The sequence below is a fragment of the Arthrobacter sp. FW306-1B-F12A genome (genome assembly GCF_058781865.1).
This window is the reverse complement of the sequence record NZ_JBYSXD010000007.1, coordinates 121,490-141,182: the sequence shown is the minus strand read 5'-3', so window position 1 is coordinate 141,182 and position 19,693 is coordinate 121,490. Positions and strand designations below refer to the sequence as shown.

Below are 19,693 nucleotides of genomic sequence, written 5' to 3'. Positions count from 1 at the left end.
GCCCCGCACCGGCCGGGACCCCAAGCCCACGGCAACACGCCCCGAAAGCACTCACAGGCGAAAACCGAGTTGACCGACCCAAACCGACCAGGTGGCGACCACTTGGGGGTCAACAAGATCCGCGCCAGCACTGGGAAGGAGGGCCCTTATATATAGAACCGATCAAACCGATCATTTAACTACTACTACATAGGGGCCCTCTTAGTTTCCCCATGTCTGCTCTTTCTCTCCTATAGGGGTACCTCCCACTGGTCGGTTTGGTGGCCACATGCCCAAAACCCGCGCCAACACTGGGATGTAGCCGATTCAGGGCCGTGTCCACCGGTCGGTCCGTGTGGGTCATTTGAGACGATTCCGACCAAAAACGGGCGAAAATCGCTGTTCTTTCGATCAAAGCTGCCGCCGCCGAAAAATTCTGTACTCGCTACTCGCGCGCCAGGATGCGGTGGTTTGTCTCGCTACGGCCTTTGGAGTGCTGACCAGAGACAGCATCCAAGTGTTCGTACCGGCGCGGCCCGCTTCGAGACTTGGGAACCGACGAACCGTCCAGCTGCGGCATCGAAGGCCTGCGTCCAAAGGCTCTACACCGAACTCGTGGAGAAGAAGACCGCGGTCGTTTCACCATCGTCGATTCCAGAGCACGTGAGGAGGACCCAACTCGGTGCGTTTGAACTCCAAGCCTCGGGCTTGTCTTGCTCGGTCAACACCCGCCCGCTAGCTTGGCTCCATCGGCGATGTTGTGTGCCTGCTGCGCCAATTCCTCCGCCTTGGTCGGGGCTGAGCTCAAGGTCGCTGCGCCTTCGTCGAGGGCAGTCCGGCCATCCGAAGCGGCGGATGCGATGGCTGCGTCCGTCGCCACGCTAACTTGACCGCTCGGACTGTATCCAGGGTCGGCCGCTAACGCATTGGCTAGCGCGTCCTTACCCGCGGCGATGGCCGCGAGATCCTTTGAAAGGTTTTCCCGGTCCGTGGTCAGGCTCTGGAGATCTCTCGATACGGTGTCCGCGTCCCGGCCGACGGCAGCCGCGTCGCGGTCTGCGGCACTGGCATCGCGGCACGTGGCCCCGTACTGCCCTGCCGATGTGCCGGCTTCATTTTTTACTGTGTCGGCTTGCGTCTGGACGGCACTCACATCTTTTTGCGCTGACACGAGGTCCGAGGCGATGGTCTTGTCGTCACCGCGCACGGTCCTCGCATCGCCCTCAGCAGCACCAACCGCGGCTGTGAGCCGAGCGGCAGCCTGATCGACCGCGTGGTCTGCGTTCGACTTGGCCGCTGCCTGGGCGGCCTGGGCTGCGACTGCACTTGCCGCATCCACCGAAGCCTTGACCTGGTTGGCATGGTTGGTGGAGGCCTGACCCTGCAAAGTGGTGACTGCCTGGTTGTAGTCCGTTGCCGCGGCCGGCTTCATCGTCAGCGCACGCAAGGTTCCGTCGTTCAGTGGCAGTGAGAGCACAAGGTTGTCGCCTTGGATTCTGGCGGCAATGTTTGAAGACGACCCGAACAGCCCAGTGAAGGATAGCGTTGCGCTGTCACCGTCAATGGTTCCGGTGAAAGCTCCGTTGGACGTGGTCGCTGTTTCTGCGGCGCTGTTGGCCATGGCAACGATTGCCAGCGAGCCTTTCACGGTTGACGAGGTGCGGGTCCACTGGAGGAACATCGCCGTCACGGAATCCGTGTACTCCCAGCCTCCCTGGGGGTTCCTGTTCGGATCCTGCACAGTGGTTGCCGAGGTCGTTGAACCAGCCAAAGTAGGAACGACCGCTGCCACCCCAACCAGAACGGCGACTCCGAGAGCCGCGATGAGGACCACCCCGGCCCTGGTGAGGGTGGTGGGTCGACGAAGAACCCGGCCAGGCGGCGGCAGGAGCAGTCCTTGCGGTTCCAAGACGGAGAAGGCCGCGACCGCTTCCTGTTCGCCTTCAGCCGTTGACGGGAAATCAGCTATGCGCCTGCGCCAGAACCAGGTCTGCCTCCAGATACGGATCCTGCTGGCATCGCTGCCCATGATGTGGTGTGCTCCTGTGTAAGCAATCACCACGTCGTCACGTGTCCCCACGACACCACCCGTTCCAAGGTCAAGAAGGCAGCTGCCTCTGCGAACGGTCCATTGACGACCGGTCGACGCCTGATGTTATCGCGACGGATCGGCGCCGGACAGATTCGCGGCCTTGTGACGACAAAATGATCTGCGGGCAACGACGTAAGTTCTGCCGCAGACATGAGGCCCACGACCGAGCCTTTCGTGTCCAAGGCCTCCACCCACACCTTCATCAAGTATTGGCCAGAGTCCGACTGCTCTCCACCTCGGTCGGTTTCCATGGCCGGGGCGCTGCTGTTTCATTTCCGGCAGCGTTACGCTGACGCCATGAAGAACCGGACGCTGCCAGGACTGCTGCTTCTGATGCTGCTCCCGGCGTTGGTGCTCACAGCGTCCGGCTGCACCCCGGAAGTCTGTCCCGCCGTCGGCTTCGTCAACCTGGGGCCGGTCGAACTTGACCTCTCCGGACTCCCGGCCGGCACCAAGGTGTCCGCCTGCTTTGGAGTCAAGGACCGCTGCGACCCGGTGGCGGTCACCCGGGACAGCAACGGCCGGTGGATGGTTCCCCAGACGCCGCCGTTCGCCCAGCCGGATAACGCTGCGGTGCCTGTTCCCCGGATCCGCGTTGTCGCTGCCAAACCGGACCGTTCCATATCGGATCATCTGTACGAGATCGAACACACCGCGCCGCGCGGCGGCTGCGACAACTCCTATGACCTGATCCCGGTGAAGGTCCAATGATCCGAACAGCTCCATCCGCCAACTCCAAGTTTTCTCCAAGTCCACATTTGGACTTGGAGAACCGCGGTGGCTCCCCACCCTCGCGACTCACCAAACTGCCCGTCCCTCGCGCCGCCGCAGGCGGTGCGGTGTGCCGGCGATAGCCGTGTCTGCTGGTGGTCGTGTGTCGGCGAAGCCGAATGTAGGCATATTAAGAGGACTCGGGGCTTCGCCCCTGGCCCCTTCGCTTCACGGTCCGTCCACCGTGACGAGGGGCTGAATGTTTCTCTCCGTGAAGAGAACCTTCATGTTTCCTTGCGGCTGCGCCGCGGGCACCCGCTTCGCGGGCGCTGCGCGCTGCGCGCGCGGACGCCTGCGTGGCCAGCCGGGGTGCTTTTCTCCGGCCGCGGGCCTGTTCCTGGTTCGCTGCGCTCACTGCGTCGCCGGTCCGCTGGTGCGTGTCGGTGGCTGGTTGTGTTGACTCGGACGCTGCGCGTCCTTGATCGTCGCGTTCCTCTCATCGCTGGCTCTGCGTTCATTCGTTCCGGTGGCTCGCGGCTGCGCCGCGGGTGCGGGGGCCTCACCGGCGGTGTCTTGTCTTCTGGGCGGTGGCCCCGGCGGCGGGCGGGGACCGTCTCGGTGGCTTCTTGTGGGTCGGTCCGCTGGCGTCTCGCTTGGCTGGCAGGGCTTCGCCCTGGGGGAGCTGACTGGCCGCTGTTGCTGTCTGCTGGCGGTCCGCAAACTAGCGGCTGCGCCGCAGACGGCTTCATGATCCCGGGTAGCTGTCCGCTGACCGGGCCGCTGACGAATCGGTGACCTTGATGATGCGCCGGCGGTACGCGACAACAACCAGCTGCCTGGATGTTTACCGGCGCGAAGCGCCTGCCCTTGACAGCACCAACTCTCATGAAGAAGCCGCAGCTTCCCGGCGCGAAGCGCCTCCCCCTTCGACGCGCCCTGGTCAACCAGCAGGACCAAGCCAGCCAGCCGCAGACCGCCCCCGGCAGGGACATGCAGCCCAAAGGTTGGTGACATGCACGCAGCGTCCGCCAACGGCGTTAACGGCCCGCCGCAGGCGCGCACCACAGGACAGACAAGCGACGTTGTCTCCACCCACGGCACGGCCGCCGGCAGGCGTTAAAGGCCCGCCGCAGGCGCCACCCAGACCACACCAATCACATTGGTCACAACATCTGCCGACGCTGACCGATTTGGCATCCAGCCGCACACTGTAAGGATGGACAGGCTAGCCACGTTGAAGCCTGCAAAATGCCTGCCCCGAAACCACTAGTTGGAGAGGGGAGAAGAGGGCGCGGGACCTAAAACCGGGTTTCCGGTGTTAAGGGCCGTTTTTCCAGCATTTTCCGGGCTGCCCGATGCCCCGAATCGCCCATCTGGGGTTTGTGGGGCCGCCACCCCGAAATCTGCGCATGTTCACGGGCATGGAGAAGCTGATTTACCGTCTTGCGCGCGCCGGCGGCATCGAAACAAACCCCACAACCTACACTCAACGGGCCGGGACGTTCGCGTCCGCTGTCGCCAACACCGGCACTGCGACCCTGCTGACCCGCCGCGACGGAACCGGGCTGAACGGGTACCTGATCCTGCCGGGCAACGCCGCCGGGCACAAGGCCGAAATCCACCTCGCCCACACCGTCGGAGCGAAGCAAAAATGAGTCAGCCGTACACAGGATGGGTTTCCCGATTTGTTGTTGCCCTCTGTGAACCACTGCTCGATACCGAGGCGCGGCAGGAGATCGACGACCAGATCATCTCGCTGATCGCTGCCCGGCCCCAGTGGTGCGCCGCCTGGATTTCCGGTTTCCTCTCCGACATCGTCCGTTCCCTGGCCCCCGAGGATCCGTGGCGGAACCTCACCGTTTCCAAGGACAAGGCACTGCTGCCGGACGGCACCCCGTTCGGGTCCTGGGTGGACGCCACTGACCTGGTCCACGCCTCCACGATGGACAAGCGTTCGGACCTCGGTCTCGCCGCCCTGGTCAACCCCTTGGCTGACGAGTCCGCTACCTTGCTTGCGATCGCGGCGCAAGGCTGGCATCCGACACTGCACTGGCTCGAATCGAACCTGGTCCTCTCTGCGGAGCTGGACATCGAGCAGGCCCGGAACTATTTCAAGATCGCTGTGTCCGCGCTGCGCTGGGCCATTCACAGGCGCCGGCTCTTCCAAGGCATGGAAGACCAGTTCGTGCCCGTCACCGGTGACGCCTGGATCAACCGGGCCGAGCTGATCGTCGCCGGCAAGCCATGGGACGAGTCACGGACAGCACGCTACCTGCACAGCAATACGATCGAGGCCGGCAACTACAAGCAGCTCACCGGCAAGTAAACCGGTGAGCGGGGCTCCCGCGAATATGGGGTCCATGGGGCCCCAGACCTACCGCCGTGATCGTCGCCGTCGACGCGACGCTACCTGACGACCCCGACCAACACCACTCGGCCTACAGCTCCCGTGAGGCGGACGCCGGGCGATAGTTGATCGAGTGTAAACGCTGGCACCCTCGCATGGGCGAGATCGGCCTTTCAGAAGGCCCGCAACCTCGTCCCGAAGCCCCACCGGAACGCCCAGGGTCACGACTACCTGCTCCGCATCCGGCATGACCCAGCCGGATCGAAGTCGGGCTGCAACGGGATCTACTACCGCGCGGAAGACGTGCGTCTGATGGCCTACCCGGTTGCCTACACCCACGGCCAATTTCCTATGAGAGGCTGCAGGTACCCATTGCGTCCGACGACAACCCCAGCTTCACCCGGATCTTCTGGGATGCAACATGCGCGGTCTCCGGCGCGTTTGGGGACAGCCATCTGTTGTATGAGGCAACGAACTCAGTAGCCGTGGTCGCCTCCGCCAAGGCTGCAACCGGGCTTAGGTCCTCTGCATACAATCCGTCCACGAACGCCGTCACGTCCGCCTGAACGGTCTCCGGCCAATGAGCATCCTTGCTTGTCAGCTTGTCTATGGCTTCGTGGTAGCTGTCACGCAAGACGGCAGCCTTCGCCTTAGAAGACGGAAAATCGAACGGTTTCGCTTCGGCGACTTTCGAGAGGTCGTCGGTGACGGCATTGGTCTTGCAGACGACCGACAGATAGTAAGCCCCGGCGGCTTGATTACTCATCGCAGTCGAGGTGGGGGTTGGCGTCGGCGTTGGACTTGCTTGTGTTGCCGGGCTCGAGGTGACGGCAGCTGCTGATTGTCCTGCAGCCGGCGCCGCGCAGGCTGAAGCACTAAAGCAGAGACATACGGCAGCCACGACGGCAAGTCTTTTCAAGATTCCTCCACACGATTCGGGAGGCTCTTCGTAGTGCCTCGCTTGAGAATCATCCACCATGATGGGCATGTTTTGCGGCAACGAGCAGGAACGGTTTCATCTCCCCGCTTTCACCAACGGCAGTTCGTCCGAAGTAGCCCGGGGACATCGGTTTACGCTTCATGGTCCAGTCGCGTGGTTCGGCCATCCCCGCCAAGCCGAAATCTGTCTGTGACGGCCAAGCAGGGCACCTTTGCGCTTCTCCATGGCGGTAACACCCGACGGCAACTCCGGTGCGGCAGCAGCATTACTCCGGCCAACGGCCCGCGCGTCTCCGCCTACCCGAGTCCCCAAGCCAGTTGCGAAACACGGGTCAACGGGATTCGCCAGCTGCGGGGCGACGCACGCGGCCGCCAGATTGCTGGACCGCCTTGGTCTGGTTCCGAAGCCTCGCCCGAACACTTTCGCCCGGGCAGTTCACATCCCGCAGATCGATCCGAAGACCGGAAGGATCCTGAAGCCATGAGCCCACGTGCGTTCGACCTGGTCGGCACCATAACGGACGCGGCTGAGGTATTTCCGCGTCTCGAGGCGCTGGAGAAGATGGCCCAGACCCTGGAGGACGCCGGTTACGCCGACGCTGCCGTCGAAACACGTGAGTTCCAAGCCGAAGTGAAGGCCTTCGCCGATCTCACCAAGACACGTCTCAACCGGCTCCGCGGCGTCTGGTTTGCGGTCGAGATGACCGATGGAACCGGCACTCCACCTGCTGAACGCCGGACCAAGGAGGACGCTGCCGTCGATGCCTACCGGAACCTAGAAAGTGAAAGCTGAGCCCGCAGGGCGGGCAGCCGGCTCCTGTGATCCTACGATCAGAGCCACCTGACGATGTCGATGGCAACTGGGTAGCCAAGCTCTTCCAGACAGGCCAGCACAGTGCCCGGCTCACGCGACAGAAAATACCAAGGCGGACCACTGACCGGGATGATCCTGATGGCGTCGTGAGCGGCTAACCGGGTGCCGACGCGCTCGATCTTGGCGACCTCGGCCCGTTGCAGGGTCCATGGCCCGAAGAACCTCCCCAAGCCGTACGCGACGCTGAAGTTGAGAGCTTCGGGAGTGGGACTGAGCACCAGCATCCTGAACACCGGATGGACGGAAAGACCGCCCCAAATCGTCCCTTTGGAGCGCACTGTCCCGCCACCGTCGAAGTGCTCCTCCTCAAGGAACACCTCGGGCACTGGCCGCTCTTTCCTGAGCGAAGTGAAGGCCACGGCAACACCGACCAGGGCGAGCACCACCCCCGAGATGATGAATTGCATCCGGGACGGGGTCGCCGCTGCGGAAAAGACGGCCACAACCAGAAGGAACAGCTGCAGCGGGGTCGTTCTTATCGACGAGATCCCCCTGGTCCGGCGATACATGTTCAATGAGACCCCTGGCTTCTGGATGGTTAGCGCCAACCCTAAGGCGAAGCCGTCGTTCTGCATAGCCCGTCGGGGCCCCTCCGCGGTTCGGGCTTTTGACATATTCGCCCAAGGTTCACCAACGGTCGGCGCCGGGGAGCTTTCCTGTGTTTGCCCCACACATAGGGTCCATGGAACCCTTCCGTATCATCACGACCCCCGAAGATCTCGCCGCACTGAGCATCGACTCGATCGTCTCTGCGCCGCGCCTGCCGTCCTGTGCGTATCGCAAAGCGTGGGCTGGAATGACACCCAACGATGGAGGCAGCGACATCTACGTCGGGCTCGGGTCCACTCGCGAGTGGAACATCAACGAGACCTGGACGATCCTGACCATGCACTGTCGCGCCGACGCCCCCGAAGCGTGGGTGCTGTGGGATGCCGCGGCAACCGCGCCCGAGCCGTTGATGCCGAGCTCGTGGACGACCATCATTCCGGGCCGCAGCCCGGTCAAGAAGGCGCACACCGGCCTGGGCTACGCGAAAGCAGCGATCTCCCACCAGATGTACGGCGGCGTGGCCAGCGTGGACATGTCAATCCAGGAGTTGAACCCCGTCACGGGCAAGTTCGAAACCCTTTTCAGCATCCCTAAGGGGACCTTCAAGTCCCAGCTGCCCTGGTAGCGGAAAGAAGCCATGCAACCATCCCGCAGTGTCTGCTCCGAAGCGGACCTCGAAGCCGTCGCCACCAACTCGCTCGTCTGCCCGGCCCACTCCTTGACGACCATCTTCGAGAAAGCGGCATCCAACGAATGGGTCGAGCCCGGATCCGAGGAGACCTACACGACTTCCGCTGTCTGGGAGTTCATGACCGGCGCCTACGAACACCTCGTCCTCGATGAGGACCGCGAAGCGTGGGTGCTCATTGATGCCGCCGCCCCCAAGCTGGTGCGACCGCCCCGCCCCGAGTCCTCCCCTGACTACGCCACCAGGGTTTCGAACCGCACACCGGAGATCGTCACCCACGCGACCCTGGACGATGCGCGTGCCGCGATCGAGGAAGCTATCGGCGACGGTGTCACGGTCGGACCCACCAACATCTGGTGCCGTCAGCGGGATCAATGGTTTTTGTCTCCGATGACCTACATTGAGCCCGGCACTCCGGCGGCTGAGCTGCCCTGGACGCGCAATCCGAACCCCACAGCGGGCTGAGAGCCAAAAAACAAGTCGCCACATCATCCAGCTCGCAACCTGGGCGCCGAGCGATTTTGCTTCCACTGGTCGATATTCAGTTTTCGTCATGACTATTCGCCGCGAATTGTCATGCCCCGAGCAGATCCGTCAAAAATCCAACATTTCGTATGTCAATTTGGTCGTCGCCGAGTGGACATCCATTTCCTGTGGATCAGGCGTGCTGGCCGCGGTGGCTGGTCCGGTTGGAGTGGACGTCCGAAGTGCGGCAAAGCACGTGAAATTGCTTCCTCGGGTTGCTGGCGCGCTAGGGTTTGCAGCAGACAGGGTGGCATGGGCGACTTCATTCAATGACTGGCTGAATCGCCCCAATTGGGGAAGGGGATAGCAGATGAGTGAAACTCGACAACGAAGCGAACTCCGTTCCTGGCTACGCCTTTCACCGCTCGGCCTCTTCCTGATGCTCACTGCAGCCCTCAGGATTCTCGCGCAAACTTCTGCAAATCCTGATCGGGCGAGTCAAAACCTACTCATCTTCTCGACAGTTGTCCTCTGGACGGGTTGCCTCATGGTACTCGTGACGTGGACATTCTCACTCATGAAGCTTCGTGCCCGACGCCTCGTCATGCGGCTGCCGTTGGCTCACAAAGGGACTGCTTTCATCGCGAGAGTAGACTCGACGTTTCTGCGTGCACTTACACCCTATTCGACAAACGGGGAGCCTGTTTCAATCGCCCTCGCAAACCCGATCATTTTGATCTCAGCAAGCGGAATCTCTATTTGGAAGGGTGTCATAGCTCCCGTCGAAGTGGCTTCGGTACCTCGTGAATCGGTCGGACCAACGACGTTGCTGCAACGCCGACACTTAGGCAGGACAAGTTATCAACTCGAGACCCCTTTGCTCAATGAAGGCCCAGACCGATCACTGACGTGGCGGATCCAATCTCTCGGGTTAGTTGGTCTACAACCAGCGGGGATCAAAGCGAACGAAAAAGCGATCCGGACGCTGGAAGATCCACGGCCATCGTTTTAACCAGATCACCACCGCCACCGACGCGCCGGGCACCGCCACCACATACAGCTACGACAGTGCGGTCAACCAGCTGAGCGTCGCCATCCCGTTGACCGGCACCTCGTAGACCGCGACGACCAGCTCCGCGCACACCGACAACACCCATCCACATGTAACCTTTGGATTCTCGTCGCCTGTTAACTGCCCAGGCGATCCCGGTGCTCATCTGGTCGATAAGCTCCGCGAGGAGGACTCGCGCCGCCTCGCAGCGGGGCTTCCCGCCGAAGAGCTCGGCTATCCGGTACGGCATCAAAAGTAGGTAGCTCCCCGTCAGCACTGCCTCCCCCGGGTGAGCGCTCTTATGTTCGCCGTACACATGGGTTGCATGTCTGAGATCAAGCTGAAGCCGGTGACCCCCGGCAAACTAAACAAGCCGGCCTGGTACCGGACACGCACCGCCGAACTCGGACCGGACCGCAAAACCGGCGAAGGGTCGGCCTCCCTGACCAGCGCCGACGTCTACCTCGATGGTGAACGCATCGGTTCCGTCACGGGAACGCTCAAGCCCAACAGCACTGTCCGCGACTGGATCCCGGACCGGATCGGTGCCGGAATCAAGCAGCACGGCACGACCCGGTTCAACGCCGTCGACGCCCTGGTCCGAACCCATCTGACCGACCTCCAGCAGCACCCGATCGCCCATCTGTCCGCGGCCTAGGTATCCGTTCCGGAAGCCCTCTGCTATCCACTCAAAAGCAGTGCGGGCACAGTGCGGGCATAAGTCAGGCATGGATCTGGCATGAACCGGGTTTTCTGAGTATGCTTGGGACTTCGAGAGGAAGGTGAGGAAGATGTCGATTGCACCAGGAGGACCGAGGCATCGGGCCCAGTCCCTCTTTATGGAGACCTCCGAGGTGGTACAGGAACTCTGCGATGTCTTGACTTCCAAGCTCGTTGCGTCCCTCGCCGGCGTTCAGGATCCTGGCCAGGTCCGCAAATGGGCCCGGGGCGTCCTGGAACCGACCCAGCCTGCCCAGCAGCGTCTCCGGTTCGCCCATGACATCTTGAGTGAAATCGAAGGCGCCCAAGGGAAGAAGGTCGCCCAGGCATGGGCCCTTTCCATTAACCCCCGCCTCGGATACGAGTCCCCCATCAAGGCGATTCGCGAAGACCGGTTCCAGGAAACGGCGGCCGCCGCCAAGGCGCTGCTGGAAGACGCCTACGACGGATGAACCGACGACAATGCGCTCTGACGGGCCTCTCCATCATCGAGGGGCCCGTCGCCATGTACCGGGTCTCCGTCTGTAAGCCGGGGCGCGGCCCGCTGAACCCGAGAGAGCGTCCTGACGACCCGGTAGTTGACCGAAGGGACTGGAACCGGTTCGACACCCCGGGCCTGACCATCTACGGCGCCGACCAACGAGCCACCGCCTTCACCGAGTCCTTGGCGTTCAAGGCCCCCTCCGCGCAGGACTACTCCGGCCTCGCTGAAGAAGCGCGCTTCCTCGGTGTTGAACTCCCCGAGCTCCTCGACGACCTGCGTCTAGCCGGCTTGCCCGTCGACGGCATGGACCCGGACTGGCGGCTGGACCGGGAAATCTACCGGCTCGATTTCCCGACCCAGCCGTGGATCGACCTGACCCACCCCGACTCGGTCGTCGCCATCAAAGCCTCCGGCATTGCCGCAGCCGACCGGATGACAGTGGCCGACCTCACCGGGGATGACCGGGCGGTCACGACTTCGGTTGCACAGTGGATCAGGGCCCAGCGACTCGACGACGGCAGCCGGCCTGCCGGGTTGAGGTACCCGTCCAAGTTCGGTTTCTCCGACAATGACTTCTGCTACGCCGCCTTCATTGACGAACCGAACAATGGCTGCACGTGCAACGGAACGGAATTCTCGACGAATGACCCCGACCTAATCGAGGCAATCCGACGCACCGGAGTCCAAGTCAGCTGATCGGATCAGCCATCGAACCCCGGCGACGGGGAGCCTCCCCGTCCCTTCCGCACACATGAAGTCCATCAGACCCCGACCCTGAAGGACTCCTCGAGAAAGTCGTCTCTGGTCTCAAGGAACTCTCCGAGCTTCCGAAGTTCATAGGCGTACTGGCTGGCTGTTTCCGGTTCGAGATCCATGTTCCCTTCCCGGATGTACTCGGCCAGAAGACCGCTCGGGCGTAACTGATCGTCCAGAAGGACAGGTTGCTTGTCCTCAATGCCCAGCTTCTCTATCCGATGCCGACTAAGCCACGTGCCGTCAGGGAGAGGCCACTGCGCCGCCCCAGTGAGGTCTGCTTTGAAGATCCTCAGTGCGGGCTTCGAGGCGTTCGAAGAGGTCATGCCCAGAGCGTAGGGAGACCCTCTGACAATCTAGATGAGACAGGGCCGGTGTTCGCAGAAACGGATCATATGCGCGGAACGTCGGGCACCCAGGCATTGTCCGAAGCTTCTTCTGCCAGCGGGGATTCGCTGTTGGACGAGGAGTACCAGCTTTCTGCTGCCCGAACCCAAGACCCTGGGTAGATAGCAGGGTTCTGCAGGACGCGCTCTGTAACCCTTGCGTCCGCCGGCGACTCCACGTACCCGAGGCTGACCAGGCAATCCGGCCCCAAATTGGCCAAGGCTCCCAAAAGCGTCTCGTTACACGACCGAAGCAGACGGTCAGTGACCGCACGGGCGACACTCCAATGGTGAGGCGCCGACGATGACATGCCTAGGAGTTGCCCGTCCGTCAATGGTTCCAGTGGATCACGCCCCTCGTGCTCGGCTGCAAAATGAGAAACGACGAGCGCCAGCCGGTCTGTGTGCCGGGCCGCGGCGGCCAGGGCACTGCTCCCAAGCCGTCGCGGGATACGCGTTGCCCCGAGCCGGCTTGTTGACATGGCAAATGCATCAAAATCGTCGGACGATGCTGCGTCCAGAACCGCTGCAGCCTTGGCCATGTGTTCCAGCACGATGTCTTCCGTCGCTGTGGCCAGAAGGGCAAAAGCCCATGTCCTCCTCGAAAGCGAATCCTGGTACCGCTCGAAAGTGGTCTGCCACCAGTCTGCCGGCTGTCCCCTGCGGAGGTGCATGACGAGGGTGCCATAGTCTGTGACGGGGCCGAACGGTTGGCCCTCCTTATCGACTGATCCCTCCGCTCTCGTCGTCTGAGTCGCAGCGCCAATAATGGCTATGTCTGCTGCCAGCCAACATGGCCCGTGCAGCCGTGCCAGTTCTCGCGCTGCGTTCTGCCAGGGCTCCGTCGTGCCCTTTTGCCCCATCGACTGGGATCGCGCCGCCTGCTGGAGACGCTTGTATCCAGCATCCGCTTCGACGAGAGCCTTAAATACCTCCGACCGCGAGGACCGTTCCGGTTCGTTCGTCCAAAAATGGCCCGATGCAAAGGCGTACCCTTCCCGGCCCGCCTCAGCCAGCCGGATGAACCAAAAGGGCCGCATGCTGCGGAGCAGATTGCCAGCGTGGGTAGAGCTGGTTGTCTCCACTTCAGAACACCAGCCGTCAAGGACGGAGCGGAGCAGTTTGTTGTCCTGGGCGGTTCCCTTAGCAGGCGACGCCCCCGCCAGCATTGCCGATCGACAAGCGTTCGCGTCGATGAGCTGAAGGCGGTCGGTGGCAGGAGGAGTAATCTTCGGAACTCCGAACCTCCCGCCAAGGGCAAGCCAGGCAGACTCTAGTGGAGTACCCAGAGCAGCCGTAGCTCTGGTTAGCCACCACTCCGCAAACTCTTTGCCGCTGATAAGGGAATGCTGTCGTAGCATGTCGACCCGGGCTGAAGACATAACGGCGTCCGGTGCCCGTTCAATGTCAGTGAGCAGGGCCCGCTTCAGTTCATCCCTTCCAGAGGCGGCTGCTAAACGCGGAAGAACGTTGCTGCTTTCCCTCTGATTTGTGGCCAGCCTTACGGTGAGATCGTCGGTCAGTAGTCTCGCAACATCGCGTTGAACGGCTGTTTTGTTAGTGAATATTCCGTCACTCAGTATCGTCCACACTGCTACACGTTCCTGCAAAGGATGCCGGGCCTCGGCCAGGGCCTCGTCAAACCCGTATCTAAGGCTTGCAAGCTCATTTGGATTGGCGAAGCCGGCGTAGAACCTAGCTGTGTTCAGCCAGTAGTTCCTCTTGATTAGCTGCCGTAGGACGTCGGATTTCGATAGCGGCTCCTTACTATCGTCCCCAGCCCACTCGGCGAGGAATCTTGCTGCAAAGTATTCGCGGACAGGCTGCACCGCAAACTCAAAGGTTCCCTCGGACTTGCTGGTTAGTGCCCAAAAACGGTCTGTCACTGCCTGAAAGAGTTCTCCAGCACGCTCAACGGGCCCACCAGTTCGACGGAAGTATAAGTAGAGCGTGTCTTGGATCGCCTGCAGCGTCATTCGGTCAGCCCCGCGCTTCCCCTCCACCCCAGATTGCATATGCCACCCTAGGAAAGACGTTACCTCGATGACGTGGGGAACATGATCGCGTTGGATCTGCTGCCTGCTCACCTCCCTGTCCATGAAGGTGTCCATGTAATCGGAGTAAAGCGGTGTTCTGCTGATGGGTACGGCATCACCTTTTCTGCTGATCAGGAACAGCAGAATGGTCAATTGCATCGGGTTGTCAGCGAGTTGAGCTACATGATCGTAGGTCGTCCGCTCTTCGAATGTTCGTCTGAGTTTTGTCAGCGCCATTCCACGTATGCCATTTAAATCGGCCCAGCGGTTCACGAACTGACGCTGCAGAGTGACGTCCAGAGGGCACAGCTCAAGAGTTTGAAAAATCTCTTTGTCCGGCTCAGGAAGACTCGACGCATTGGGCCTTGCCGTAACCAGAATTTGAAAACGTCTCTTTGCTTCTGAGCGACCCATCCGTAGGGAGAATCGGTTAATCTCTTCAACCACGATTTTGCGAAGCCGCGGATCGGCGACCTCATCGAGACCGTCGAACACCAGAAGGCTTGGGTACCTATCCAGAAGACTTTGCAGGCGCTCCACCGTTACCTGTCGACCGCCACTGTGAAAAGTGCATAGCAAAACAAGGAACAGCTCCAGGGAACGGTGGTCCTTGCGACGGTCACGGGGCTTACGGTCCAGGTCCTCCTCGCCAAACGGGTCCCGTCCCGAAAGCCACATTGCATAGTCTGTGAGATCCAGGCGCAATGGAAGCTTCGGGTCTATTACCGTCGGCAAATCAGTCGCTGTTGCCGCAAGGTCCGGGGCAATTGCGGCTCGGTGGCTCTGGCAGAGGTACTGGCCCAGAGTAGACTTTCCCTGCCCTGGAACACCAAGGAGATAAGTTAAGGGAAACAGGGAATTGAGCATGTAGCTGACCGCACCGGTATTCTCGCTTACCCCCTCGTGGTCCGCGTAGAAACGCTCCTTTGAAGACCCCGGCTGCTGAATTCGCTTCGCTTTCACATCTATGAAGAGCTCAGTGATGTCCACCCGATCCATGTCGAGCTGCGAGAATTTGATTTTCGAGTCGTCTCCCCACTGCGAAGCTATTACCTTGAGAATCGTCTCACGCATCTCGTGAGCTGCCCCCTCCGCGCGGGCCGCGAATATGAGGTAGCGGATAGCCTCAGATCCCGCCAGCATCTCCTGGTACGACCACTTAATGGAGTCCGGAGCTGCATCGACTTCGGCGTCGATGTCTGCCTGCCACCAGCACTCAACAGGAATCCCGAATTCCTTCGTCAACTCATCCAGGGACACCTGCAGTTTTTGCATACTTCCGGTGTCGTTCCCGGTCGTCGTCCCCGCCACAGAGGTCATCAGGATGTAGCGAGAGATTCTCTTTTCGCGCACCAGTTTTTGGATCTTTTCCCGTTCGCCATCGATGGCGGACTTCAACCAAGTGTGAGGATTCTGCTGCACTTTGCTGGACCACTTGACTTGGTAAACGACGCTGCCATTCGAGATCGCATCGATACCGCCATCCGACATGCCGACGGGAAAGCACTGAACGGGGTCGTATTTGAGGCGAAGCAGAGCGCCGCAAAGTTGCTGGAAGGCCCCTTCGCTGAGCCGCGAGTACAAATACTTGAATGAGTTGCCTGGCTGCTCCGAGGCCGCCCGTTTAGTCCGCGGGGACCCCGGTTGAGGCTGCCGTTTTGGACTCCTGTTTGATGGGCGGGGGCCACCAGGCCTCGGTGCTACAGCGAATGGATTTGACGCCGGTCGCGGCCTGGGAAAGTTGCCTGAGTCCATGGGGACCAAATTGCCGTATTTCGAGCCGAACCTATCCTCACGCCGTACTCTGCATGAGACATCGGCTAGACCTTCGCAGAACGGAGGCTGTGGAGGGATCGATGCCGTCAATGAGGGACCGCAGCCCGATCCCGCGTTCCTGCATCTCCGCGACTGTATTGAGGACATCGATCAGGGAGCGGCCCAGGCGGTCGATCCGGTAGACGAGGATGGTATCCCCTTCGCGGGCGTAGCCCAGGAGCTTGCTCAGCGCCGGCCGTTCGCGTGCCGATTTCGTTCCGGATAGCTGGTCGAAGTAGATGCGCTCCTCCTTGACGCCGGCTTCGAGGAGCGCGTCGAATTGCATCTGGCCGTGCTGGTCGGTGGTCGACGTCCGGGCATATCCGAGTAGAAGTCCCATGCCCCGATGCTAGATCCGGGGGTGTGTCATTTTCCCTCGAGGGTTCGTGAGACAGCACAAGTGAGACAGACTTGGTGAGACACTTTTTGCCGGTATTTGGCTGGGTTCGGGTGGTTGAGAGCACGTTGCACCAAGCTAGAGTCTGTGAGACCTTAGTGTCGTCTCGCAGACATTCTTGGCGTACTCGGGTTTTGATCAGATAGAGATTTCATTACCGTGAGCTACTCCGACCAAGTCCTGATCGAAACGGAGAATAGCAACGCTTTGATCTGCTTGTATTCCTCCGAGTTGACGTAGTCGCGAGCTTCCTGCTCCGTCGCGAATCCATGCTGGGAATAGAGCCCCACAAAGACCCCATTCGTTGCACTCAGCAGGCTCGCGCCGACGCCTGCTTCCCCTTGGGCAGAGGGGCTGGCGGGTTGTTCGTCTGAGAGAAGCAGGTCGACACCGTAATTCATACCGGAGGGCAGCCCCAGGCCGCTGTAGAGCATGGCGACAAACGCGGTGTGGAAACCAGGCCCCTCCCCGGGAATGCCAGGAATGGTGACAGGGGTATTTTCTAGATATTGAACGAGGGCGGCGCCGCCGGCACCTTCTCTGTCAGAGCGGAAGTCGAACGTGACTTCCTCCTTCCCTTGGGGATTCAGGAAAGTTAGAGAGTCATCCGTGGTGCGCCCAAAACGCACCAGTGATGGTGTCCAGCCGTGAGGGTACCGCAGGCTGATTGACGCGCGCAACGGAGATAGTGTGGGCGCCCCTGGTTGGAGCAGGTATCCCGTGTGGAAGGTTCCGGAGTAAAGGTCTGTCGTCAATGGACCAAGAAAATCTTTGAGGGCTTGATCGCTAGGCTGGAATTCGAACTGCCGTGCAATGGGATCCAGTAACAGGTCGGTGAGCGCGTCGGCGACGGGAGCCAATACTTGGACGGCTGCGTAGATCTGCGCCCATACCAGGATGCCTTTTGCCACTCGATGAGCCGTATTCGCGATCTCGGTGAGGGTTGACGCAGGATTTCTGGTCGCCCAGTACTTCGCAGCTGCCTGAGCCACGGAATCGCTTTGGCCAGCAAGACAGGATGCGAGTGTTCCCATTAGCGCCGGGAGTTCAGAGACTACGGAGTTTACCGACGTGCTGGAGAGCGCCAGATCTCCTCCGGACGTATAGATGTCTGACGCGCACTGGGTCACGGCCGTTGTCGCCGTGACGAGGGAAAGCGCAGGAACTGCCGAAGCATCGCTCGATACCGCGTTGTAGAGCAGCCCGGCAAGAATGTACGGAACAGTTGTGTCAACCTCAATGAGCGGCTTGGTTCGATTCGAGTGCCAGAAGTTGAGCAAGTCCGACTTGTTGAAGCGGAACGCGAACTCACCGGTCGGCTGGATGAAGTACGTGTCCTGATTTGGAATCAGCGCGTCGGGACCGCTCAGCACCATCGTCGCCCACGTTTCGGGGGTGACACCTTGCCACAGGTCGCTCTGCGCCCAGACTGGCTTGATCGCTGTTGTGATGGAAGCCGCCGCGCCGCGGTTCAGCTTGAGCCGAATTTCCAGGTTGTCCGGGTTGGCGGGGTCAGACGTCGCGCACCAGAGTACGGGTCCGTTGATGTCGTTGTAGAACTGGACGGAGTTGTCATCCCACGTTGGCGGCGGACTCGGGCAGTCGGGCGCGGTCGTCCGGGCACCGATGAGTTTTCCGATTGTGTTGCTCACGATGTCGAAGAGACCGTAGGTGGAAAAGTGTGCCAGCTTTGCGCTGACGGTCTTTCGGTCCGAAGACAGAGAACTTGCCAAGGGAATCCAAGCGAGGTTGCGGGTGTCCCAGCTGGCGATGAACGCAGCTTTCTCGTTCGGCACGGCTTGGTCAAATGTGAACGTCAGCATGGCGCCGGCCGAGGGGAACGTGCCGGTCCGCATTTCGAGGTCCACGACCTTGTCCAAGGACGATTGGGGAGGGGCAGCGGCCGCCATGTCTGGAGTCTCGGGATGGTTCGTCGTTCCGGCGGAAAGTCCGGAACTTCCGGGAAAGCTCACCTGGGCCTCGGACTGGCTAGAAAGTGTTCCGGTGCTCGCGGCAGGTTTCTGCGGAGGAGACGCGGTGCAGGCCGTTAGCGCCGCCATGCTGACCACCGTTATCAGGCAAACAAGGCACATCCATCGACGGCCAAAGCACCGGATCCCCGCCAGGCGTGAAAACCGGCCGGGAAGCCTGTTGCTTCGGCTGTTCATGAGCACGGACGTGCAGATTGGTCCGGAGGTGTCGTATTGTCCAGGACTTTGACATATGCCTCATCGGCATATCGTGAAGCGGCGACGCATGCCTGCCCCAGCGTCTCGAACGGTCCTCCGTACACTGCGTAGATCATCGTTCCGGATGCGGACATGCGGTTAAGCGACGAGCAACTGCCAAGTGTTAGAAGGTATTTGGATCCGGGGTGGCTCGCCAAGTTGGCTTGGACGTCCTGGGCGTAGCTGGCAGGAACCACGGACGAGTGATAGATCACGATGAACTTTCCTGTGCAGTCGACGGGCCGCAACGGCGAGGTAATGCCCAGGTCTCCGGGTTGAACAACCGGAGCAGTAGACGTTTGCTGAACAGCCGGGGGTGTAGCTGTTGTTGTAGGGACGGTGGGCTGGACCGGCACCTGCTGTGTGGGGGTCGACTGCGGTATTGAGTTAGTCGCTTGCGGAGCCGCCGCCTGAACTGTGGTTTGCGGCGGGGTTCTGTCCGAGCCCGCGCCCATGGCGATGCCTAATAGGAGGAGCGCAAACGCGGCCCCGGCAGCGATCAGTCCACGAGATTTCCGGCTCATCCGGGAAAAGCTGAAGGCGCGCTTTTGCGGACCGTCCTGCGGCGGCCTCTTGCCCTTTGCATAGTCGAAGTAGTCGTCAACCTTGTTGAAATCAAGTTTCGGCTCACCGGAGTCGTAGCGTTGTCTTCCTACAGATTCAGTGAGTGCCTGCCGCCGGGCTTGATAGAAGGGAAGGTCCTCCGGATTTGTAGGTGCGTACAGACCTGAAGTCGCCGGCTGCGGGTAAGTGGCAGCCTTAGGTGACGGACCGTAGCCATTGGTGAATGGTTGGCTGTCCGTGCAACAGAAGACAAATATCACAACGTCACCGACCAGCGGGACGGCTCTGATAAGCAGCCACCAGCCCGACCGGCCGACGTCATGTAGCCGGCGGACCGACACCGCCAGAAGCGGCAATATACACCCCAGCATGAAGGCGGTGGCAAGGAACCTGATGATCTCCCAACCGGTGATTGAGAACAGAACACCCCAAGCCATCAGGGCAAGGAAGAAGGCGAGGCCCGAGAACCAGTACTCTGACCGTCTGGCTCGACCGGAGAAGGTGGCATATTTGGAAAGACAGGCAGAAACGGCCTCCAGAAATGTCATTTTCGTTCCTCCAAAAGAAAAGCGGTATCCAAGTTCGAGACCGATGCGTGCAACCCAGCGTTATCGG

Annotated in this window: 19 protein-coding genes; 11 read left to right on the top strand and 8 right to left on the bottom strand. The window is 61.0% G+C overall.

What is annotated here, in order from left to right; genetic code table 11:
- Positions 1-700 precede the first annotated feature (700 nt).
- Positions 701-2,059 carry a hypothetical protein gene (locus AC3WJU_RS06130; RefSeq protein WP_492259437.1) on the bottom strand — a complete coding sequence of 453 codons (1,359 nt, stop codon included), beginning with the start codon at positions 2,057-2,059 and terminating at the stop codon, positions 701-703.
- A 309-nt stretch (positions 2,060-2,368) separates the two neighbouring features.
- Between AC3WJU_RS06130 and AC3WJU_RS06125 the strand changes: the two genes are divergently transcribed.
- The 4 genes from AC3WJU_RS06125 to AC3WJU_RS06110 all read left to right on the top strand — a co-directional run bounded on the left by AC3WJU_RS06125 (position 2,369) and on the right by AC3WJU_RS06110 (position 5,108).
- On the top strand, positions 2,369-2,782 hold the full coding sequence (locus tag AC3WJU_RS06125) for a hypothetical protein (RefSeq protein WP_492259436.1): 414 nt from the start codon (positions 2,369-2,371) through the stop codon (positions 2,780-2,782).
- Positions 2,783-3,649: 867 nt separating this feature from the next.
- Positions 3,650-3,793, top strand: coding sequence for a hypothetical protein (locus tag AC3WJU_RS06120; protein WP_492259435.1), 144 nt, complete (start codon positions 3,650-3,652; stop codon positions 3,791-3,793).
- A gap of 410 nt (positions 3,794-4,203) precedes the next feature.
- Complete coding sequence (locus tag AC3WJU_RS06115) at positions 4,204-4,437, top strand: hypothetical protein (protein WP_492259434.1); 234 nt, start codon at positions 4,204-4,206, stop codon at positions 4,435-4,437.
- On the top strand, positions 4,434-5,108 hold the full coding sequence (locus AC3WJU_RS06110) for a hypothetical protein (RefSeq protein ID WP_492259433.1): 675 nt from the start codon (positions 4,434-4,436) through the stop codon (positions 5,106-5,108). The genes AC3WJU_RS06115 and AC3WJU_RS06110 overlap by 4 nt, the downstream gene beginning before the upstream one ends.
- A 370-nt stretch (positions 5,109-5,478) precedes the next feature.
- On the opposite strand, the gene AC3WJU_RS06105 is transcribed toward AC3WJU_RS06110, so the two are convergent.
- Positions 5,479-5,895, bottom strand: coding sequence for a hypothetical protein (locus tag AC3WJU_RS06105; RefSeq protein WP_492259432.1), 417 nt, complete (start codon positions 5,893-5,895; stop codon positions 5,479-5,481).
- A 654-nt stretch (positions 5,896-6,549) separates the two neighbouring features.
- Here AC3WJU_RS06105 and AC3WJU_RS06100 point away from each other — a divergent pair.
- Positions 6,550-6,861 carry a hypothetical protein gene (locus AC3WJU_RS06100; protein ID WP_492259431.1) on the top strand — a complete coding sequence of 104 codons (312 nt, stop codon included), beginning with the start codon at positions 6,550-6,552 and terminating at the stop codon, positions 6,859-6,861.
- Between the two features lie 38 nt (positions 6,862-6,899).
- Here AC3WJU_RS06100 and AC3WJU_RS06095 read toward each other — a convergent pair whose 3' ends face one another.
- The gene (locus AC3WJU_RS06095; RefSeq protein WP_492259430.1) at positions 6,900-7,517 is read right to left on the bottom strand and encodes a hypothetical protein; all 618 of its coding nucleotides are present in this window, start codon (positions 7,515-7,517) and stop codon (positions 6,900-6,902) included.
- 107 nt (positions 7,518-7,624) lie between these two features.
- Here AC3WJU_RS06095 and AC3WJU_RS06090 point away from each other — a divergent pair, with 107 nt between their 5' ends.
- From AC3WJU_RS06090 to AC3WJU_RS06065, 6 genes are all read left to right on the top strand, one after another.
- Entirely contained in the window at positions 7,625-8,116 is a 492-nt protein-coding gene (locus AC3WJU_RS06090) for a hypothetical protein (RefSeq protein WP_492259429.1), read from the top strand.
- A gap of 12 nt (positions 8,117-8,128) precedes the next feature.
- On the top strand, positions 8,129-8,644 hold the full coding sequence (locus tag AC3WJU_RS06085) for a hypothetical protein (RefSeq protein WP_492259428.1): 516 nt from the start codon (positions 8,129-8,131) through the stop codon (positions 8,642-8,644).
- A gap of 935 nt (positions 8,645-9,579) precedes the next feature.
- Positions 9,580-9,762 carry a hypothetical protein gene (locus AC3WJU_RS06080; RefSeq protein WP_492259427.1) on the top strand — a complete coding sequence of 61 codons (183 nt, stop codon included), beginning with the start codon at positions 9,580-9,582 and terminating at the stop codon, positions 9,760-9,762.
- A gap of 258 nt (positions 9,763-10,020) precedes the next feature.
- On the top strand, positions 10,021-10,353 hold the full coding sequence (locus tag AC3WJU_RS06075; RefSeq protein WP_492259426.1) for a hypothetical protein: 333 nt from the start codon (positions 10,021-10,023) through the stop codon (positions 10,351-10,353).
- 133 nt (positions 10,354-10,486) lie between these two features.
- Complete coding sequence (locus AC3WJU_RS06070; RefSeq protein ID WP_492259425.1) at positions 10,487-10,867, top strand: hypothetical protein; 381 nt, start codon at positions 10,487-10,489, stop codon at positions 10,865-10,867.
- A complete protein-coding gene (locus tag AC3WJU_RS06065; RefSeq protein WP_492259424.1) occupies positions 10,864-11,595 on the top strand; it encodes an RES family NAD+ phosphorylase in 732 nt (243 codons plus the stop codon). Before AC3WJU_RS06070 ends, AC3WJU_RS06065 begins: the two co-directional genes overlap by 4 nt.
- 65 nt (positions 11,596-11,660) lie before the next feature.
- Here AC3WJU_RS06065 and AC3WJU_RS06060 read toward each other — a convergent pair whose 3' ends face one another.
- The 5 genes from AC3WJU_RS06060 to AC3WJU_RS06040 form a co-directional block, all read right to left on the bottom strand.
- A complete protein-coding gene (locus AC3WJU_RS06060) occupies positions 11,661-11,978 on the bottom strand; it encodes a hypothetical protein (protein ID WP_492259423.1) in 318 nt (105 codons plus the stop codon).
- Positions 11,979-12,043: 65 nt separating this feature from the next.
- Positions 12,044-15,472, bottom strand: a complete 3,429-nt coding sequence (locus tag AC3WJU_RS06055) for an NACHT domain-containing protein (RefSeq protein ID WP_492259422.1) — start codon at positions 15,470-15,472, stop codon at positions 12,044-12,046.
- 394 nt (positions 15,473-15,866) lie between these two features.
- Positions 15,867-16,229 carry a recombinase family protein gene (locus AC3WJU_RS06050; RefSeq protein WP_492259421.1) on the bottom strand — a complete coding sequence of 121 codons (363 nt, stop codon included), beginning with the start codon at positions 16,227-16,229 and terminating at the stop codon, positions 15,867-15,869.
- 221 nt (positions 16,230-16,450) lie between these two features.
- Positions 16,451-18,196, bottom strand: a complete 1,746-nt coding sequence (locus AC3WJU_RS06045) for a hypothetical protein (RefSeq protein ID WP_492259420.1) — start codon at positions 18,194-18,196, stop codon at positions 16,451-16,453.
- 254 nt (positions 18,197-18,450) lie between these two features.
- A complete protein-coding gene (locus AC3WJU_RS06040; RefSeq protein WP_492259419.1) occupies positions 18,451-19,626 on the bottom strand; it encodes a DUF805 domain-containing protein in 1,176 nt (391 codons plus the stop codon).
- Between the last annotated feature and the right edge of the window lie 67 nt (positions 19,627-19,693).

Excerpts from the sequence above, each read along its gene's own strand:
- AC3WJU_RS06125 (WP_492259436.1), top strand. The coding sequence starts at position 2,369 with ATGAAGAACCGGACGCTGCCAGGACTGCTGCTTCTGATGCTGCTCCCG.
- AC3WJU_RS06115 (WP_492259434.1), top strand. The coding sequence starts at position 4,204 with ATGGAGAAGCTGATTTACCGTCTTGCGCGCGCCGGCGGCATCGAAACA.
- AC3WJU_RS06110 (WP_492259433.1), top strand. The coding sequence starts at position 4,434 with ATGAGTCAGCCGTACACAGGATGGGTTTCCCGATTTGTTGTTGCCCTC.
- AC3WJU_RS06105 (WP_492259432.1), bottom strand. The coding sequence starts at position 5,895 with ATGAGTAATCAAGCCGCCGGGGCTTACTATCTGTCGGTCGTCTGCAAG.
- AC3WJU_RS06100 (WP_492259431.1), top strand. The coding sequence starts at position 6,550 with ATGAGCCCACGTGCGTTCGACCTGGTCGGCACCATAACGGACGCGGCT.
- AC3WJU_RS06095 (WP_492259430.1), bottom strand. The coding sequence starts at position 7,517 with ATGCAGAACGACGGCTTCGCCTTAGGGTTGGCGCTAACCATCCAGAAG.
- AC3WJU_RS06090 (WP_492259429.1), top strand. The coding sequence starts at position 7,625 with ATGGAACCCTTCCGTATCATCACGACCCCCGAAGATCTCGCCGCACTG.
- AC3WJU_RS06085 (WP_492259428.1), top strand. The coding sequence starts at position 8,129 with ATGCAACCATCCCGCAGTGTCTGCTCCGAAGCGGACCTCGAAGCCGTC.
- AC3WJU_RS06075 (WP_492259426.1), top strand. The coding sequence starts at position 10,021 with ATGTCTGAGATCAAGCTGAAGCCGGTGACCCCCGGCAAACTAAACAAG.
- AC3WJU_RS06070 (WP_492259425.1), top strand. The coding sequence starts at position 10,487 with ATGTCGATTGCACCAGGAGGACCGAGGCATCGGGCCCAGTCCCTCTTT.
- AC3WJU_RS06065 (WP_492259424.1), top strand. The coding sequence starts at position 10,864 with ATGAACCGACGACAATGCGCTCTGACGGGCCTCTCCATCATCGAGGGG.
- AC3WJU_RS06060 (WP_492259423.1), bottom strand. The coding sequence starts at position 11,978 with ATGACCTCTTCGAACGCCTCGAAGCCCGCACTGAGGATCTTCAAAGCA.
- AC3WJU_RS06050 (WP_492259421.1), bottom strand. The coding sequence starts at position 16,229 with ATGGGACTTCTACTCGGATATGCCCGGACGTCGACCACCGACCAGCAC.
- AC3WJU_RS06045 (WP_492259420.1), bottom strand. The coding sequence starts at position 18,196 with ATGGCGGCCGCTGCCCCTCCCCAATCGTCCTTGGACAAGGTCGTGGAC.
- AC3WJU_RS06040 (WP_492259419.1), bottom strand. The coding sequence starts at position 19,626 with ATGACATTTCTGGAGGCCGTTTCTGCCTGTCTTTCCAAATATGCCACC.